The 18,472-nt window shown below is 38.1% G+C and carries 22 protein-coding genes and 1 riboswitch; of the genes, 16 read left to right on the top strand and 6 right to left on the bottom strand.

The genetic code is table 11. The features are described 5' to 3' along the window. Entirely contained in the window at window positions 1-135 is a 135-nt protein-coding gene (locus ATHSA_RS10245) for a hypothetical protein (protein ID WP_269473928.1), read from the bottom strand. A gap of 533 nt (window positions 136-668) precedes the next feature. Here ATHSA_RS10245 and ATHSA_RS06315 point away from each other — a divergent pair. The 6 genes from ATHSA_RS06315 (at window position 669) to ATHSA_RS06290 (ending at window position 4,868) form a co-directional block, all read left to right on the top strand. Beyond that, complete coding sequence (locus tag ATHSA_RS06315; RefSeq protein ID WP_232060063.1) at window positions 669-2,015, top strand: helix-turn-helix domain-containing protein; 1,347 nt, start codon at window positions 669-671, stop codon at window positions 2,013-2,015. Between the two features lie 361 nt (window positions 2,016-2,376). Then, the gene (locus ATHSA_RS06310; protein ID WP_161848277.1) at window positions 2,377-3,147 is read left to right on the top strand and encodes an enoyl-CoA hydratase/isomerase family protein; all 771 of its coding nucleotides are present in this window, start codon (window positions 2,377-2,379) and stop codon (window positions 3,145-3,147) included. A gap of 131 nt (window positions 3,148-3,278) precedes the next feature. After that, complete coding sequence (locus ATHSA_RS06305; RefSeq protein WP_161848276.1) at window positions 3,279-3,731, top strand: tyrosine-type recombinase/integrase; 453 nt, start codon at window positions 3,279-3,281, stop codon at window positions 3,729-3,731. Window positions 3,732-3,965: 234 nt separating this feature from the next. Next, window positions 3,966-4,166 carry a DUF2283 domain-containing protein gene (locus ATHSA_RS06300; RefSeq protein ID WP_161848275.1) on the top strand — a complete coding sequence of 67 codons (201 nt, stop codon included), beginning with the start codon at window positions 3,966-3,968 and terminating at the stop codon, window positions 4,164-4,166. 95 nt (window positions 4,167-4,261) lie between these two features. Then, entirely contained in the window at window positions 4,262-4,432 is a 171-nt protein-coding gene (locus tag ATHSA_RS06295; protein WP_232060062.1) for a hypothetical protein, read from the top strand. After that, window positions 4,419-4,868 (top strand): type II toxin-antitoxin system VapC family toxin, encoded by a 450-nt coding sequence (locus ATHSA_RS06290; protein WP_161848273.1) that lies wholly within the window; start codon window positions 4,419-4,421, stop codon window positions 4,866-4,868. The genes ATHSA_RS06295 and ATHSA_RS06290 overlap by 14 nt, the downstream gene beginning before the upstream one ends. Before the next feature lie 443 nt (window positions 4,869-5,311). Here the strand turns inward: ATHSA_RS06290 and ATHSA_RS06285 are convergent, their stop codons facing one another. After that, window positions 5,312-6,517: an ammonium transporter gene (locus tag ATHSA_RS06285; RefSeq protein ID WP_161848272.1), complete on the bottom strand. Its 1,206-nt coding sequence runs from the start codon at window positions 6,515-6,517 to the stop codon at window positions 5,312-5,314. Window positions 6,518-6,632: 115 nt separating this feature from the next. Here ATHSA_RS06285 and ATHSA_RS06280 point away from each other — a divergent pair, with 115 nt between their 5' ends. The 8 genes from ATHSA_RS06280 (at window position 6,633) to ATHSA_RS06245 (ending at window position 12,028) form a co-directional block, all read left to right on the top strand. Continuing rightward, window positions 6,633-7,046, top strand: a complete 414-nt coding sequence (locus ATHSA_RS06280) for a transposase (RefSeq protein WP_269473927.1) — start codon at window positions 6,633-6,635, stop codon at window positions 7,044-7,046. Window positions 7,047-7,352: 306 nt separating this feature from the next. Next, complete coding sequence (locus ATHSA_RS06275; protein WP_161848270.1) at window positions 7,353-7,505, top strand: hypothetical protein; 153 nt, start codon at window positions 7,353-7,355, stop codon at window positions 7,503-7,505. A 17-nt stretch (window positions 7,506-7,522) separates the two neighbouring features. After that, window positions 7,523-7,774: a hypothetical protein gene (locus ATHSA_RS06270; protein ID WP_161848269.1), complete on the top strand. Its 252-nt coding sequence runs from the start codon at window positions 7,523-7,525 to the stop codon at window positions 7,772-7,774. A gap of 219 nt (window positions 7,775-7,993) precedes the next feature. Next, complete coding sequence (locus ATHSA_RS06265; RefSeq protein WP_161848268.1) at window positions 7,994-9,835, top strand: YncE family protein; 1,842 nt, start codon at window positions 7,994-7,996, stop codon at window positions 9,833-9,835. 191 nt (window positions 9,836-10,026) lie between these two features. Further along, the gene (locus ATHSA_RS06260) at window positions 10,027-10,566 is read left to right on the top strand and encodes a CPBP family intramembrane glutamic endopeptidase (protein ID WP_232060061.1); all 540 of its coding nucleotides are present in this window, start codon (window positions 10,027-10,029) and stop codon (window positions 10,564-10,566) included. A gap of 4 nt (window positions 10,567-10,570) precedes the next feature. Next, window positions 10,571-11,269 carry a hypothetical protein gene (locus tag ATHSA_RS06255; RefSeq protein WP_161848266.1) on the top strand — a complete coding sequence of 233 codons (699 nt, stop codon included), beginning with the start codon at window positions 10,571-10,573 and terminating at the stop codon, window positions 11,267-11,269. Window positions 11,270-11,312: 43 nt separating this feature from the next. Then, window positions 11,313-11,606 (top strand): YncE family protein, encoded by a 294-nt coding sequence (locus ATHSA_RS06250; protein WP_232060060.1) that lies wholly within the window; start codon window positions 11,313-11,315, stop codon window positions 11,604-11,606. Window positions 11,607-11,842: 236 nt separating this feature from the next. After that, window positions 11,843-12,028 (top strand): YncE family protein, encoded by a 186-nt coding sequence (locus ATHSA_RS06245; RefSeq protein WP_161848264.1) that lies wholly within the window; start codon window positions 11,843-11,845, stop codon window positions 12,026-12,028. Between the two features lie 28 nt (window positions 12,029-12,056). Here the strand turns inward: ATHSA_RS06245 and ATHSA_RS06240 are convergent, their stop codons facing one another. The 4 genes from ATHSA_RS06240 to ATHSA_RS06225 are packed head-to-tail and all read right to left on the bottom strand — an operon-like array spanning window position 12,057 to window position 15,847. Then, the gene (locus ATHSA_RS06240) at window positions 12,057-12,653 is read right to left on the bottom strand and encodes an anaerobic ribonucleoside-triphosphate reductase activating protein (RefSeq protein ID WP_161848263.1); all 597 of its coding nucleotides are present in this window, start codon (window positions 12,651-12,653) and stop codon (window positions 12,057-12,059) included. After that, entirely contained in the window at window positions 12,650-14,482 is a 1,833-nt protein-coding gene (locus ATHSA_RS06235) for a ribonucleoside triphosphate reductase (RefSeq protein ID WP_161848262.1), read from the bottom strand. The genes ATHSA_RS06240 and ATHSA_RS06235 overlap by 4 nt, the downstream gene beginning before the upstream one ends. 22 nt (window positions 14,483-14,504) lie before the next feature. After that, window positions 14,505-15,215: a radical SAM protein gene (locus tag ATHSA_RS06230; RefSeq protein WP_197739119.1), complete on the bottom strand. Its 711-nt coding sequence runs from the start codon at window positions 15,213-15,215 to the stop codon at window positions 14,505-14,507. Next, on the bottom strand, window positions 15,215-15,847 hold the full coding sequence (locus ATHSA_RS06225) for a PAB0415 family putative ATP pyrophosphatase (protein WP_161848261.1): 633 nt from the start codon (window positions 15,845-15,847) through the stop codon (window positions 15,215-15,217). Before ATHSA_RS06225 ends, ATHSA_RS06230 begins: the two co-directional genes overlap by 1 nt. A gap of 81 nt (window positions 15,848-15,928) precedes the next feature. Then, a riboswitch (cobalamin riboswitch) is annotated at window positions 15,929-16,093 on the bottom strand. Window positions 16,094-16,167: 74 nt separating this feature from the next. Here ATHSA_RS06225 and asnS point away from each other — a divergent pair. Both asnS and ruvB read left to right on the top strand, forming a co-directional pair. Then, window positions 16,168-17,469 carry an asparagine--tRNA ligase gene (asnS, locus tag ATHSA_RS06220; protein ID WP_232060059.1) on the top strand — a complete coding sequence of 434 codons (1,302 nt, stop codon included), beginning with the start codon at window positions 16,168-16,170 and terminating at the stop codon, window positions 17,467-17,469. A gap of 7 nt (window positions 17,470-17,476) precedes the next feature. Next, window positions 17,477-18,466, top strand: coding sequence for a Holliday junction branch migration DNA helicase RuvB (gene ruvB, locus ATHSA_RS06215; protein WP_161848259.1), 990 nt, complete (start codon window positions 17,477-17,479; stop codon window positions 18,464-18,466). Window positions 18,467-18,472 lie beyond the last annotated feature (6 nt).

The following is an 18,472-nucleotide window of genomic DNA, read 5'->3' as shown; positions in this document are numbered from 1 at the left end:
TTAAGGAATTTGAGAAGCAGCAACAGGTGGATTCGGATTACCTTCTTGTGAACCTCCTCCATTATCATCCGCAAAGGATAGCATACTCATGAATAAAAGCAGGCATATAATCAACAATATAAAAATTCTTTTCATATTTTTCCTCCTTTCGCGTAATTACATGACAATTATATCCGTATTTATATGATTGTCAAATTAGATGATCTTGCAAGTACCTGTGAATAAAGGATTTGAGATATGCCATTTTTGTATGTTTTTATATGTTTGTATAAATTGATATAATAACTACCGGATAAAAGTGTTTTACGAGAGGGAACGATATGAAGCAGCCTTTATTTTTCGCAAAAAACGTTTTTGTTTATGGTTCGTTCGCAAAACCGTTTTTGAATATGGCTCTGGACGGTCGTCGTAATCCATGGAATATGTATTTCATGTCTGTAAGGTATGAATGGTGTAACGATCATGTCATGGCACTCAGAAAAGCAAAACAAGGTCTTTTGTTGTCGGAAAGAGTTCTAAAGAAAAAGGAATATTCTGGTTGTTCAAAATACGAAAAAGGAAAAACTATTTTCTATTTGCTTCTAATAAAATATTTCTCTATCCTAAACAGGCTAAAAGATCCTGAATCAGAGCGTATATATATTCAAATAAAATGTTCATACTCCAAAATGTCAAAACTCCCAAGGCAGATAGCCGCTACAACCCTTATAAACTATTATTCATTTGCAGGGGATAATATCAATTCAAGAAGACCGAGAGCGTGGAGCAAGGATTATGAAAATCCTTCAACAAAGGTTTTTTTATTGCTCGGCGTCGCAAGGAACCTTGTAAAAGATCAAAAATTGTCCGGATCGATTTCTTATTTTTCGAAAGCATTCAAAACTGCTCAGACAATTCCACATCCAACAGGCATTATAGAAAGCCTTAACGCTATGGCATGGTACATGAAAGAAACTCATGCAAAGATAGCATATAAGGTTGCCAAAAAAGCGGTATGGTTTGCCGGCTGGTACAGAGAGGATATAGGAACTATCTTTTTTGCCCTTGACACTTTGCTTGAATGCCAGAAAATTTGCAAAGATTATAAGTTATTCGACAACGCCATTTTTATGACATTTGCGTACGGTTACCTTCTATCCGGGAAAGGAGCCGGAACCCGAGATCATTACAAAAAAAGTGTGGACGACAGCAATAAATTTTTACCTGTTTTCGATATATCTACATACGAAAATACTGTACCTTTAAGAAATTATCTCAGAGACTACATTCCAAACATCTCGAATGTTGCAAAAGCCAGTGGCATAACCCCAAAGAGTATATCGGTGATCCTCAACGGCAAGGTAAAAAAGATAAAAGGAAATACCATAAGGAAAATTATAAAAGGACTGGATATAAAGGTAAATTTCGATACACCTTTCGAGATCATAAATGAAAATACAAAAATGTTCATAGAAGATGAGTTCAAAAAATTGATGGACAGATTTGAAAAGATATCTCCAGATGAAAGATTGATCCTCTTTTTATCCACTTATATGTCATACATTGAAAGAAGAAAGACAATTCCGTCCTTGAGTCAAAAAGATGTCCTTTCTAAAGCCACTCGATTGTGCAAAAATGACATAAAGGCTTTCGAGGACTACATGTCGATAACCTACGAAACGATGAAATTCGTCTCTGACATCTTTGATGCACATCCATTCATAGAAGGAAGAAAAGCACTGGCAAGATCATTTCTTGCTAAAATGTCTCCACGCATAAGGAAAAGGTTTATAAAAGCCTATCTGAACCTTGACGAGGATAAAAGGCGTGTAATGGACAGATTTGCCAGAGATTATATCAGATACGACATAAAATGGGGAATGAGGATAGAAGTTCCGGATAAAATGGAGGAATATGTCAAAGTGTTTCATCTGAAAAGAATGCCAGCCGCTTTGGCATACTGGTCATACGATGACGAAAAGGGAAGGGAAAAACTTGTAAGGACGCTTGGCATGGTAAGAGATGGAATGAAGTGAGAGCGTGTTCAATGGACGGGATGAGGGAGAGGATTGGGCATACAGGCATATAAGCAATAAGCAAGGTACCTCCTTTCTTGCTCTCTAATCCAATGATACCTCATTGGAAAAGAATAGGAGGTACCTTGTTTGTAACATATAAGATGAGAAATCAAGGTTAACGTGTTTTGTTCTTTTCAAAGACCGTCTGAAAGTTTCAGATCAAAATTGTTGGACAATCTAATATTGAAAATTATTATAATCTAAAGCAGGTTCGAAATCCGAATGGTAGTGGTAAAATGGAATTACGATGTCCAAACAACAAAGATTATCCGATGAAGAATTAAAAAACCTATAGAACTCTACAATGGAGGATTTGACGATGTCAGAAATTATTGTCGAGAAAAAAGAAAAGATTGGGTTTATCATTCTCAACAGGCCAGAAGCTCAGAACACTTTCAATCTTCCTTTTGCCGAGCAGCTTAACGATGGTCTGAAACGGATGGACGCCGATGATAAGATTAGAGTCGTAATAATTAAAGCGAACGGCAGGAATTTTTCCGCAGGAATCGATTTGAGAGAATTCGGTGGGAAAACTCACGAAGAATATCGCAAAACGATAAAGATAATGGATGAGCACAATCATACGATACCGCGTATGAAGAAACCAGTTATCGCTCAGGTGCAGGGATATGCTTTGGCAAACGGAGCCGGTCTTGTTTTTGCATGTGATATGGCTATTGCAGGTGAAAGCGCCAAATTTGGAACGACGGCGATAAATGTCGGATTGATCTGTCTGGGACCAGCCGTACCGCTGAGCAGACTTGTTGGAAGGAAAAAGGTTTTGGAAATGGTCTTGACAGGCGAAATTATGGATGCACGAGAAGCCTATAGAATAGGCCTTGTTAACAAGGTTGTGCCGGATGAAGAACTTGAATCGGAAACGCTCAAACTTGCGAACATTCTGGCGTCAAAGAGTGCTCTTGCGCTTCAAACCGGGAAAGAGGGGATATACAAGATGCAGGATATTCCTTACCACGATGCGGCAGATTACATGAGCGAGCTATTTGCGAATTTGGCATCGACGAAAGACGGGCAGGAAGGCATAAAAGCTTTCTTGGAAAAACGTCCTCCCGAATTCAGAGGGCTTTGATAAACAGGTGCCAGACTCGTGCTTAAATGACAATCCGTTCCCGCAGGCACTTTTATGCTGGATTCGTCCGGTGATTTGGCCAAAGGCGGTATAAAAGTACGACCGAATTCTATCAACTATGGGTCAATAGATTGCTTGTTGAATTAATGTTACGGGCAGGTCTTCGTCTTGGAGAGGTTTTGGGATTAACCGGAGGAGATGTAGTCGAGGATAACGGGATAACGTTTATCATTGTAAGGCATACGAAGGGGAAGAGGGACAGAAGAATTCCAATCGTTGATAAGTCACTTGTCAGGCTTTTGAAAGGATATATTCGGGGGATCCCGCTCGAGGATAGGATCTTTGATATATCCCGAAGGCGTGTTGAGTTGCTTGTAAAGGATCTTGCAAAAAAGGCGGGGATAAGAAAGCCGATACATCCACATACATTAAGGCATACAGCGGCGACTTTGTATTTGAAGAACGGGACGAATATTGCAAGCATCCGGAGGATGTTGGGGCATGCGAGCCTTTCGACGACACAGAAATATTTGCAGTTGACAGACGAAGAGGTTGCAAAGGATTTATCCCGGGCGAACTGGTGATATCTGGTAAAACAAAGTGTCATTTACGTTTGGAAATGTTGAAAAATTCCGAAGAACTTGAGTTCATAAAAGCCTACGACGAGGCGAAATTTTGGACTGGAAATGGACAGATCATGTTATTTCACAAATGAAAGAGGAAAATTGAGAAGATCTGGCAGAGATAACTCTTAAAAATCCAGATAAAATAGTGGTTAGAAACCTTGAAAGATTTATCAAAAGAAGCAGATACCATATATGTCAGATTTAGCGACAAAAAAAATCGAAGATACCGATCAAATAAATGAGAACATCATAATCGATTATGATGAAGATGGAAAAGCGGTTGCAATAGAAATACTTAATGCATCAAAGCAGACGGATATGGAAAAGATAATCATAGAAGCAATTAACAAAAATGTACTTGTCTGTCGTGACAAATGCGAGATATTTCTTTGAACGTGTTGCATTTGAAGTTAAATTTTTCTCATAATTCATAGGTAAGGATAAATTGGTATAATGTTTTACTGGGATCAGAAAGAAAGGTGAGGTACATGCAAATAAAGGATTTAATTAATTTCATAGACAATCTTGGGTATAAAGCAAAAGTGGCCAAAAAGACAAATATTGTGGATAAACTTCTTGGTAAATTCGAATGGACAGAAGAGAAAACAAGCACTCAAGTTCTAAAAGAGTTAAGGAAAAGTGGATATGGCAAATATTGAAGCGTTGTTAGATACGGATGTACTGCTCAACTGGTTATGCAAAGAAGTTACACCCGGTGGAGAAGTTTTATGGAAAAGTCCATACAAAATACTCAAGAAAGCTGAAGCAGGCAAAGTAAATCTCTATACAACGATTGTGAATCTTATGGAAATAAGATTTGTGCTCAGAAGGCGCAAAAAATGGAATTACTCGGAAATAGAAAAAACTCTTACCGATTTACAAAAAATAAATAACTTTGAGATTATACTTCCAGATGCGACTGATATGATAACGGGATTCAACCTGCAATCAAAGTATGGATTGGATCCTTTTGATGCTATTTATCTTGGCATATCTGTTAGGCTACCTACTTTGTTAGTAACAAGAGATAAAGAATTTACAAAATTGGCCAATAAAGTTAGGATTTTACTTCAAACAATACCTTGTGCCGATTAAGTCTAATATCTTTGATGCGTACATAAACCTCGGGACAGTCTTTTGGTATTACCATATCTGGATACCGAAATTGATTACATAAGCCAATCTGGGTTATACATAGGGGTCTATCTGCCGCTGGCGTTTATACTCTTAAACGGAATCTATTCACTTTACGGAATACGGGATGTTCCAATCTTTGGAATCAATATAGGCTACTTTGCTCCGGCAGGTGCCCCACTCGATGTCTGGTCTTCGTAGGCTGCGCCGGACTCGGAGGCATCCTGCCCTTTGCTTAAATTAAATGGACATTCGACTTTTAAAGTTGTTTAAGTATATTTACGGATAAACTCTTAATTTTTGGAGGTATACTCGAGGTATACTCATGGCCTCCTCCCTTCTCATAACATATCTTCCCTCGTGCTCACATTAAGTTGAGTCCTCATGAAGAGGACTCAAAGCCATTACAATCTGTAAGCCTCTTCTCCAAGTTCGACGTCTAATCCCTGCTCTTCTTCGTTTTCTGGAACACGGATTGGCATAAAAACATTCACGAATTTCAGAAGCAAATAACTAAGTCCAAAACTGTAACCTGCGACTATTCCTATTCCAAGCAGTTCTATCAAAAATTGATGAACATTGCCTTGAATAAGTCCTGACACGTGGTTTACAGCACTTTCCGCGAATACTCCGGTCAATATGATACCTAAAATTCCTCCAACACCGTGGACTCCCCACACATCAAGTGCATCGTCCCACTTTACTTTTTTTCTGAATTCAACAGCCGCGTAACACGCCAAAGATGCTCCAATTCCTATGACAGCCGCAGCCCACGGATGAACGTATCCGGCAGCAGGTGTTACGGCCGCAAGACCTGCAACAGATCCCGTTAGAGCACCCATTATCGACGGCTGCTTTCTTATCGACCATGAAAAGATAAGCCATGTTACGAGTGCGACGGATGCCGCTATATCTGTATTTATAAAGGCATTTGCGGCAAGTGTGTTCGCGGCAAGCGCACTTCCCGCGTTAAATCCAAACCATCCAAACCACAAAAGTCCGGTCCCAAGGGCAACATAAGTTATGTTGTGCGGTTCATCTATCTTGAATTTTCTGCTTCCAACCATCAAAATCGATGCAAGGGCTGCCATTCCAGCTGTGGTATGAACAACCGCGCCGCCTGCGAAATCCACAAATCCAATTTGTTGCAAAAATCCGCCGCCCCATACCCAGTGAGTTACCGGAATGTACACTAAAGAACTCCATAGAATAAGAAAGAACATGTAACTCTTGAATCTCACCCTGTCAGCAAATGCACCTGTTATAAGTGCAGGCGTTATGACGGCAAACATTTCTTGAAAAGCAAAATACGCGTAAAGCGGTATTGTCCCACCGTAGTGAGGATTTGGACCTGCCATGAAGACATTTTGCAAAAGCAAATAGTTGAATCCTCCGATGATACCATGAAAATCCGTTCCGAATGCAAGGCTAAACCCGTAAAGAAACCATAACGTTGTTACAATTCCCATCGATGCAAAACTTTGAAGCATGATGGTCAAAACACTTGTGCGTCTGACCATTCCGCCGTAGAAAAAGGCAAGACCTGGCGTCATTATGAAGACTAAAGCAGCACTGATTAGAACGAAAGAAACGTCTCCGTTGTTGATCATGAAACTTCCTCCTCCCATAATTAAGATAATATAGTATGTCCAACATTTTTGATTTGAAATTTTCAGACGTTCATTGAAAAGTGAAAAACATGTTAACCTTGATTTCTCATCTTGTATGTTACAAGCAAGGTGTCTCCTATTCTTTTCCAATGAAGTATCAAAGGAGCATGATTTATTGCATTTCAAAGACCTTATTGATTCTGTATCTCAAAGCAAATACATTCTTCTTGACAGCGCTTATGACTCTGAAGATATCTACAATACCATCCTCGAAAAGACAAATGCGATTCCTGTTATAGAGATAAATCCAAGAAGAGGAAGCGTTGGGCCTGTTGAAAAAGATAATCTTACCCGGTGGATAATGAAGAATCTACGTATCAGGTATGCGTCTCTTTATAAAAAGCGTTGGGAGGTAGAAAGAGTGAATTCGAATATGAAATCGATATTCATCTTTTCATTTGAATACATCTACTACGTTCCACACAGGCATTATGAACAAGCAGCAGGGTTTAAAATTGCTATCTCATAATCTTGTGACTTTTGCAAACATTTCGGTCGGATTGCCAAAGAACAGGAAATTGGAGACTGTAACACTATGATTCTAAAATATTGGACACCCTATTAAATCATTAAATTTTGTTTGGAGAAAACTATGTTTTTTGTGTAAGAATGTAAGAAAATGCGGAAACCCTTGCCCCATCTGCATTTGTGACATTACAAAACCCTTACAAAACCTCACATTCTTACATTTTTGAGCATATGTTCATTTTCTTTTTCATATATCTTTGAGTCCAACATTGATTAAATCATAATACCTTAGAAAGGAAATGTCAAGATGGTGGATCAATTTTATCTTACCAAATACACATCTTGCCTGAAGGGTGGTGACGAATATGTGCTTGGATACGTCTTAGACGGTAGATTACTTGTGATAATAGGTATCGAGTACAAGGATTGGATATATGATTTTTCTAAAAATATTTTATAATCAAGGAGATGATTGAGGTGCTATCTACAGGAGTTAATGGAGGAGGAGATATAATTACTCAGCATACGAATTTGAATTTCACTACACCTACTGCAAATGCTACTAATACAACAAATATGGCAACAAGTAATGCAAAACCAAATTATAATAATGGACCAAATTTGCTTGATGAGCCTTATAAATGGGACCAATACTACAATGCAAATGGAGGAGATATTAGTTTTTTAAATTTAATTCCAGATCAATCTGAAGCAGAAGGAAACTATTAATTTTAAACTATCATGCACTTTTATTTGGAACTTGAATATTGAATAAAGATCTTTGAAAACAGTAAACAAAGAGCATGGAATCATCCTATACTTTTACTTAGAAAAAGAAAGGAGAAATTCCATGCTCACTATTAATTCAAAAACCTTATTCCCTATCACCTTAGACTAAAAATTTGAAAGAGGCAAATCTGTAAACCAAATTAGAAAGGAGATATTCAGATGAGATTGAAAATGATTCTTGGATTGTCTTTATTATTCGTATTTTCTGGCTTAATAAGTGTTTTTGGAAATAGCCTATGGAGAACAATTAACATTGGAAGTTATCAAAATGGCATTGCGGTAGATCCATCAAATGATACGCTATACGTTGCGGAAAGTGGTTATTCAATCGTAGATGTTATAGATCTTAAAACGTATCAAATCATAAAAAAGATAGATACCGGCATTTTTCCTTACCAAATTGCGATTAACGATAAAACAGACATGGTATATGTTACAGATAAAGGGAATAACACCGTTAGCGTAATAAATGGTAAAAACAATGAAATTGTCGCAACCATTCCAGTTGGAAATATGCCCGAAGGAATCGCTGTGAATTCTAAAACAAATACCATTTATGTCGTTAACGAATTGGACAATAATGTCAGTGTAATAGATGGCCTTACAAACAAAGTGATATCGACGATACCTGTTGGGACTAATCCGCACGGAGTTGCTGTTAATTCCCAAGATGATGAAATATATGTCACAAACGGTCTATCTGACACTTTAAGCATCATAAATGGTCGAACCTTAGAAGTGATTAAAACAATAAATGCTGGAGACGGGCCAAATGCGATTTGCTTTGATCCGACCAATAACATGATCTACATTGCCGATGTTTTTAGCAATTCAATAATTTCAATAGATTCGAAGACAAACCTCGTTGCAGGTAAAATCATGGTTGGCAATCACCCAAGTGCAATAGCATTAGATCCGGTCAATCGAATTCTTTACGTTGCGAATTATTTTGATGACACTGTTAGCGTAATAGACATAAATACAAATAAAATAATCGAGAATTTGAATACAGGATCAATGCCATTCGCGATCGCTATTTGTAATAAGACGAAGACGATATACGTTTCCAACTTCAAAAGCAAATACCTAAATTCAATAAGCGAGAAACTTGTTTATATTCCCTCAAAAATCATCCCAGTAGGTAAGGGGCCTTCGGATATAGGCGGAAACTCAAAAACAGATCTTATATACGTTACAAACGCAGGTAGCAATTCCGTAAGTGTTATAGATGATAAAACAAATGATGTTATAAAAACCATTCAAGTTGGAAATAGGCCAACTTATTTGATTATAGACTCATATTCAAATATGATCTACGTCTTAAATGATAAAGACAATTCCGTAAGTATAATAAACGGAAAAGACAATTCTGTTGTGACAACTGTGTCTCTTTCAGATGTTAATGGATTTCTTCCATTTTTTATGGCTATGAATAAAAACGAATTATACATACCAGAGGCCATAGGAAACACGGTTAAAACTGTGAATATTACAAATTACAGCACAGGAGTCATGAAAATAGATCCACAATTCAATAAAGGATCCTGGGCCATTGTTGTAGCAAAAGGAGACAACCTTTATATAACGAATATACAGTACGATTTGGTATATGTCTTAAATAGTTCTACAGGTGACTTAATTGACAGAATACCAGTAGGTAAGAATCCATTTGCGATAGGATACGATCCGATGACAGACAGGTTTTATGTGGCAAATATGGGATCGAATGATGTAAGTGTTATAAATGGATCAAACAATAAGGTAGTCAAAACCATAAATGTTGGTTATAATCCAAGTTCAATAGCAATAGATCAATCGAGAAATATCGTATATGTTTTAAATGATGGAAGCAATGACATAAGCGTTATAGATGGAGAAAGCGAAAGAGTTATAGCGACAATGTTTGTTCCGGGAGTATCCATGTACATTAATAAAAATACGAATTCTTTATACATTATTTGTGATGAAAATGACTCTGTTGAGGCCTTAAGTGGAATTTAATTTTAGGAAAAATTTCTTTTATGAACCGAGCAAAAAAGATAAGAAATTTGACTTTATATTTTATACTTTTGCTAATCATCACACTTCTTTTTTCTCAACCAGAAGTAAATACAACTGCCATAAACAGTAATTCCATTGTGAATTACTTGAGAATTGGATATATAATCAGAAATTTTCTTGCGCTTTTTATGGTGACAATAGGAGTTATGATTTTACATGTTGTATTTGTTGAGGGAAATGAGAAAAATTTAGAATATCTTTCGGATTTTAAAGACGAATTAAAAAAAGAAATAAACAGAATTGGGTTTACATCAATAAGATTCTCGATTTTGTTTTTGATCTCAATCATTTTATTTTGTCTGAAGTCCATACCTATTTTTACCCTTTTAATGACAGAGCCTTTGAAATTTCTGGATTTGAATTTAATCTTTTTTCTTATCCCTATTACTTTAATGGAAGAGATAGTTTTCAGATATGGGTTCTTTAAAACGATAAGGCAAATGAAGGTAAATTTTTTAATTGCCTACATTGTTCCGGCGCTTATATTTGCAGCCGGACACTTTTATCATAATGATGGTTCAACTCCTATTGCATCAGTGATCTTCGCGTTCATATTCGGGTTATTGATGGAAATGTTATACGAAGGAAGCGGATGGTCAATTTATCCGAGTTGGTTTTTTCATGTTCTTAATGATATGGCATCATTTGTAATTTTACTTCCGAGGAGATGATAAAATGAACAAGGTCAAAGTAAAAATGTATCGTTGGATTGTCTATTTTGTAGTTTCTGATATCTTTTACTACCTTATCTTAGAATACCTTGGAATGCAAAGATTTGTCAAAATCGATTATGAAATTATTTTTATGGATAACACGAAATGGCAATTTCTTTTTTTCTCTTTTCTTTTAGCAATAGTAACGTTCCTTTTCACAAATTTCAATGAGGAGGATCGAATGAGTATTTCGTTAAAAAAGACAGGATTTTATAGTAATGTAAAAACTAAACCAGCAGTTGTATCGGTCTTCCTAATCATGTTTTACATAGTTCTACTTTTTGTACCACATGCTCCACAAGACCTTTACGGAATTCTGTTGTCGCCAATTATTATCTTTATAACTTTATCTTCAATTTTTCTTGGACTATATGGAGCACTTTTGATAGAGTCATTCAAATACTTGAAGTTAGTTTTAAGAAAGCGCTGGATGGTTTATGTTGCACTTGATATTCTCTATGTATTAGTGGCTATGATAGATACTCTTTTGATCATGAGAGTTAACCTGCAGGATAGCGCCTTAGCGATGATATCTGCAGCGATATTTAGTCCCATTTTTATGTACATTTATGAAAGTGCGGATTATTCGATATATCTTTTGTGGATTGTTCATTTTGTTAATTATGAAATTGCTTTTTTAAGTACTTATCAATTAAGATAATAGAGAAGATGATGATATGAGAAGATATTTATTTTGGATCATTATGATCACGATTGTAGTGCCTAATTTTGTAATTGCTTCAACGATAGCGAATATTCCCGTAGGCAAATGGCCGAGTGCCATTGGTATAAATCCAAAAACGGATATGATTTATGTGGCTAATTCTGGAAATAATACTGTCAGCGTAATAAATGGAAAGGACAATTCAATTTTAAAAACTATATATGTTGGAAGAGGTCCATGGGGCATATGCGTGGATCAAAATAAGAATATAGTCTATGTTGCCCTTGAAGGGCTGAATATGGTAAAGGCCATTCGCGGTTTTACGGCACCATGAAATAAGAAGAGGAGGGAACAAATAAAAAGGACCTACCCTAAAGGAGATAATCGATATGAGGAAAATCTTACGGACGGCTCATGGACCGTTCAATCAAGTGGTACGGTAAAGATAGAGCCATATCTGAAATGGTGGAAATTTGACCATCAGGAGGTAACTTTAGATAATTCTCAAAGCAACGTTAATTTTAAGGGATTTACAACTCTGTTAAAAAGAGATTCGAAGGTTCAATTCCTTTGAATTATACCCCGGGTGGAATCGGAATAGATCAAAAGACGGATACTTTCTCTGGAGATAACACCGTCAGTGTCATAAGCGCGAGTACTTACGAATTGTTAAAAACGATTCCCGTAGGAGTGCACCCCAGTTCGGTTGCGATAGATCCCAAATATGATTTAAGGCAGTTACACTGTAAAATGTAACTGCCATATTATGAATGGTTGCAAATAATTATGTTTTTAGATACTTTTCAAGGGTTACAATGTCCCTGTATTCGTTAAAGCGTCTTTCGTATTTTAGATCTTTTGGAATGATTTCTTCCATCTTTTTTAGATCTTCGTCAGATGTCAGAGGAGGATACATCGTCGTCCTTATTATCAAATTACCCTTGAAATTTTTCAATATATTCAATGACTGTTTCAACTTTGTGCAATCACCATTAAGATCTTTGTATTTTTCGCATGTAGCCTTAAGATCAAGCGCTATCGTATCTACTGTATCGACGACTTTCTCCAAGGTGTTTGGAAAATGTCCATTCGTATCTAATTTTACCAAAAATCCTTTATTTTTAACCTTTTTTATGAACTCTGGTAAGTCCTCCTGCATTGTAGGTTCACCACCGGTTATTACAACGGCATCAATTTTATCCTTTCGCTTTTCCAAGAAAGCAAAGATCTCATTCTCAGATATGTAATTTCCCTTAAAGAACACAAGTTCTGGATTATGACAGTAAGGGCATCTTAAATTACAAAAAGGGCAAAACAGAACGCTTGATATTTTGTTTGGATAGTCTATAAAACTAACCTTTTGAATTGCGGCAATGTTCATATTTTGTACTCCATGCGTTGTTTGAATTCTTCCCGTTTACCTTTATTCCAATTTTTAACAGGTCTGTAATATCCCACAACCCGAGAATATACTTCTGTTTCGTCTCCACAGATCGGACATTTGAAATGCTCGCCGGCTATGTAACCGTGTGTTTTGCAAATTGAAAAGGTCGGTGTAATAGTCATGTAAGGGATGGGATAATTTTCAAAGGCTTTTTTGATAAAGGTTTTGAGCGAGGCCTCGTCTGGTTTTTCTTGCAAAAATATATGCACAACTGTACCAGAGGTGTATAAAACCTGCAGAGGAGATTGATGATCCAGTACTTCAAATGGATCATCTGTGAATCCAACCGGCAGAAAAGTAGAATTCGTATAGTACGGCTCTTCCTCTCCGGAAGTTATTAAATCGGGATAAAGAGATTTGTCTTTTCTGGCAAGTCTATAGGAAGCGCTTTCGGCAGGAGTTGCTTCCAGATTATAGAGATTCCCGGTCTCTTTTTGATAATTTTTTAGGATCTCTCTCATAAATTGTAAAACTTCTATGGCAAAAGATTGTCCATTCTTTGTCTCTATACCTTCTTTCATGAAATTCAATATTGACTCGTGCATGCCAACTATTCCAATTGTAGAAAAATGATTGTCAAAATTTCCAAGGTAACTTAATGTGTAAGGCATCAAACCATTCTTTAAATTTTGATTTACTACCTCTCTTTTTATTTCGAGAGAGTTTTTCGCAATGTCCATTATTTCTTTCAATCTTTCAAAATACTCTTTTCTTGTCTTTGAGAGGTATCCAATGCGTGGAAGGTTAATCGTTACAACGCCTATGGAGCCCGTTTTGTCATTTGCACCAAATAACCCTCCACCTCTATTTCTTAATTCTCTTAAATCGAGTTGCAATCTGCAGCACATGCTTCTTACATCACCGGGATTAAGGCTACTTGACACAAAATTTTGAAAGTATGGCATTCCGTATTTTGCAGTTGCTTTCATGAGAAGATCGACGTTGGGACCATCCCAGTCAAAGTCTTTCGTGATGTTGTAAGTTGGAATCGGAAATGAAAATATTCTGCCTTGGGCATCGCCCTCAATCATTGTTTCTAAAAATGCCCTATTTATCATATCCATCTCTTTTTGATAATCGCCGTAAAGGCCAAAGTATTTATTTCCAACCATTGCCGGTTTGTTTTTAAGATCCTCAGGGACTGTCCAATCAAAGGTAAAGTTTATGAATGGCGCTTGAGAGCCCCATCTGCTCGGTACGTTCATGGCAAAAATCATTTGTTGAATTGATTGTTTTACCTCTTCATAACTTAACCTGTCCGATCTTACAAATGGAGCAAGTAATGTATCAACGGAATTGAATGCTTGTGCGCCCGCAAATTCCATTTGCATAACACCAAGAAAATTCACCATTTGACCTGTTATTGACGATAGGTGTTTGGCTGGTTTTGTCGTGATTTTTCCCTCTACGCCGCCAAAACCTTTTAAAATCAGATCCATCAAAGACCATCCAGCGCAATATGCGACGATACCGTGGGAAAGATCGTGTATATGAATGTCTCCGTTTATGTGGGCATCAGAGATTTCTCGAGGATAAATATTGCCCAAAACATAATTCGCGATCGCGCTTCCTGCAAGATGAAGATACAATCCCGCGTAACTGAAGGTTGTATTTGCATTTTCTTTCACACGCCAATCTGTTTGATTCATGTACTCATTAACTGCCTTGTCAACATCAAAAGAAGTTTTTTGATCTTGACGCTCGTTAATGTTACCCTTTGAACTTGAAAGATTAGATCCTTTAAGATTGATATTGAGATACCTCATACTTCTACCTCCTTTTACAATTTTAGGGATAAAGCAAATCTGGTGCTTCTCCGCCCGTACCTGATCCTATTTTGTAAGTATTGGGAAGTATTGATCTTGTTTTCTCAACGCATTCTGAAACTTTTTCATCGAGATTTTGACCCACTTCGGCGTCTATCCTGAATCTCATTTTAGGATTTATGCTTTTGAGGAATTCTGCTATTTTCATTATCTCCTCGCATTCAATAAAGCCTTTTGAGTAAACACTTTCTGCCACGACTTTTGGACTCGACGCGAATTTCTTGAAATTTTCCAATACCTTTTCGTTGGAATGACCTGTCAATTTTATATGGGTTTCTCTATCGAATGCCTTTAGACTCATGGTAAATCCATCTGCCAATTCGAAGATCTCATCGTCGATATTTTCTGCGTTTGTTATGATCCAACTTTTAATGCCTATATCTTTCATAGCGATCAAAAGAGGCTTTAATTGAGGATCTAATGTTGGTTCTCCTCCACCCATAAACAGCATCTTTATCTCGTTATCCTTTAATATTTTGATAATTCGATCGATCTCGAGAAACTCTATCTCATTTTTTCTCCATCTCTCTTCGAGTTCATCTTTAACCTTTTGAGGAAGGCACAAATTCCATTTCTCCTTTTTCCATATACAATAAACGCAGTTCCAATCGCATCCCCAAAATGTCGCGTAAGCGCTTTGATCTTTGAATTTAACAATCTGATACATTCTCATCAGATCACCTCTAAATCGAATTTGAGATAATGATATCTCTCGCTTTCACAGGTTCGATCTACTTTTAATTTCATCCCTTTTTCAAAGATCGGACAATTCAGAACGACGGTGTGGAATTCTCCACCTTCTCCTGCAGGATCTATCGATGGATTCTCTTTCACGAATTTATCAACATCTTTTGAATTTTCAAAGGTATAACCGAGCCATTCTTTCGAAAGTTTCGACTTATCAACTGCAATGACAGAGTAAGCAAATCCTTCATTGATCATCTCTTTTACAAGAGAAAGAGAATCTTTTTTCCATAAAGGCTCAATTGCTTTCACGCCGGCCTCTTTTGCCAATTTCTCGATCCACTTTAGATGTTCTTCGAGATAAATGTCCCCTCCGATTATTCCCGATACATTGAGGGATTTTATGAATTGAGCGAAGTTTTTATTTGCCATGTCAAAAATCCGAATCTCTTTGTTCATATTTCGGGCCATCTTATCAATTGCAGAAAGATTTTCGTAATGCGGTGAAAGTCCGATAGTCGTTTTGAGGGTTATCAAATATTTGACGTTATATTCTCTTTGTGCAAGGTATACGGCATAAACCCCATCTTTTCCTCCTGAAAATAAGGCAGCATATTCCATAATGGACCTCCTTAAAAAATTGAAGGCCGACAAAATGTCGGCCGATCTCCCTTTTCATCATGCCATAAATTACACTAACTCCACGAGTTTTTCCAACAGGCAGGTCTTCTGGCTTCCGGCTCAAATCTGCGCCTTCCCGTTTCCAGTGGCATATGCAGATCCTATCTCCGGTTACAGCGGCGGGCCCGCGTCGGTCTTTCACCGAACTTCCCTTTTAAACAATGTACCTGTTATGAATCGATTATACAACAAATTCGCACACACTGATCGGGATAAATGATCCGATGTGATAAAATAGATGTAAAGGAGAGGTGATGGTCTTGTCAGATCAGTGGATATACATTAAAGATCTAAAGGATCATATTGGAGAACATGTTGAGATTAAAGGATGGCTTTTTAACAAAAGATCGAGCGGCAAAATTCACTTCTTGCAGATAAGAGATGGTACCGGATTTGTTCAGGGGATAGTTGAAAAAAGTGTCTCGAATGAAACTTTCGAACTCGCAGATGAACTGAGAATAGAATCAAGCCTCAGCGTCAAGGGAAAGGTAAGAAAGGACGAAAGGTCTCCTTACGGTTACGAGATAGACGTGGATGGCATAGAGATATACCAGATACCCCTTGAGGATTATCCAATCTCAAAGAAAGAACACGGAATAGATTTTCTTATGAACAACCGTCATCTATGGCTTAGATCTCAAAGACAGTTTCATATTCTTCACGTTAGAAATGAAGTTATATGGGCCGTAAGAGAATTTTACAGAAACAATGGCTTTATTCTTATAGATACTCCTATATTAACCGGTGCGATCGGAGAGTCGGCCGGAGAATTGTTTAACATCGAATATTTCGATCTTGGAAAGGCATATTTGACCCAGACAGGCCAGTTATATCTCGAGGCGGCCGCGATGGCCTTCGGGAAGGTCTACAATCTCGGACCAACATTTAGGGCAGAAAAGTCAAAGACAAGAAGGCATTTAACTGAGTTTTGGATGAATGAGGCCGAGGTCGCCTATTACACCTCCAACGACAACATGCATCTTCAAGAGGAACTTGTCTCTTACGTAGTCGGACGCGTTCTCGAAAGGGCCGGAGATCATCTAAAAGCCCTCGAAAGGGACACAAAACCTCTCGAAAAGGTTCAGACTCCATTCCCAAGGATCTCTTACGACGAAGGAGTGAGATTGCTCCAGAAAAAAGGATTTGACATAAAATGGGGAGACGATATAGGAGGAGACGAGGAGACGGCCATAAGCGAGGAATTCGACAGGCCTGTTATGGTATACAATTATCCAAGAAATATAAAGGCATTTTACATGCAACCAGATCCTCAAAGGCCTGAGGTTGTGCTTTGCGATGATATGCTTGCACCGGAAGGATACGGAGAGATAATAGGGGCTTCGGAACGTATAAATGATCCCGACCTGCTCATAGAAAGAATAAAAGAGTTCAATTTGCCGGCCGAATCTTACGACTGGTACATAGATCTTAGAAAATACGGCAGTGTTCCGCACAGCGGGTTTGGGATGGGCATCGAGAGACTCGTTGCGTGGATTTGCAAACTCGAACATATAAGAGAAGCGATACCATTCGCGAGAACTATATACAGAATTCACCCGTGAGGTTGAAATGGCGAGATTACTTTCTTCAGAGCCACAAAAAGAGGACGATTCTCTTGTCTCTTTGAGACCTTCCAAATTGGACGATTACATAGGCCAAGAGAAGATAAAGTCAAGGCTTGAGGTGGCCATAAAGGCTTCTTCAATGAGGGGAGAGGTGCTTGATCACATTCTTCTTGCCGGTCCGGCAGGACTTGGAAAAACAACGCTTGCCATGATAATAGCAAATGAAGTTGGCGGAAATTTGCGCATGACGAGCGGACCGGTTATAGAAAGACAGGGAGATCTTGCGGCCATACTTACCTCTTTGAATTCAAAGGATGTGCTCTTCATAGACGAGATACACAGGTTGCCTCATCCCGTCGAAGAGGTGCTCTACTCCGCCATGGAAGACTTTCAAATAGACGTCATAGTTGGAAAGGGGCCAGGCGCAAGAAGTGTGAGGCTTTCGGTAAGCCCCTTCACGCTTGTCGGCGCGACAACCCGTAGCGGCCTGCTTACGGCTCCTTTAAGAAACAGATTTGGAATGATCTTCGAGATGGATTTTTACACAGTAGAAGAACTTGCTCGCATAGGAAAGAGAACGGCCCAGTTGCTTGGCGTGAAGATAGACGATAAAAGCGCCATTGAAATCGCGAAAAGGGCAAGGGGGACGCCTCGTGTCATGAATAGGTTTGTAAAAAGAATAAGAGATTTTGCAACTGTGAAGGGAAAGGACGTGCTCGATAAAGAAATCATCGAAGAGGCTTTTGTGTCGATGCAAATAGACAAAAATGGCCTTGATGAGATGGACATAAAAATACTTTCGAAGATAGCGCACGATTACAAGGGGGGTCCCGTCGGTCTTAACGCTTTGGCAGCAAGCGTGGGCATAGAGGCAGAGACCATTAACGAGGTGTATGAGCCTTTTTTGCTTCAGGGAGGGTTCATAGCGAGAACTTCAAGGGGAAGGGTTTTGACCCAAAAGGGATATTCGGTTTTGGGTGAATCTTTGATTTGAAAGGAT

Source organism: Athalassotoga saccharophila (genome assembly GCF_009936215.1).
Taxonomy (GTDB): Bacteria; Thermotogota; Thermotogae; order Mesoaciditogales; family Mesoaciditogaceae; genus Athalassotoga; species Athalassotoga saccharophila.
This window is presented reverse-complemented; position numbering and strand designations above follow the sequence as displayed.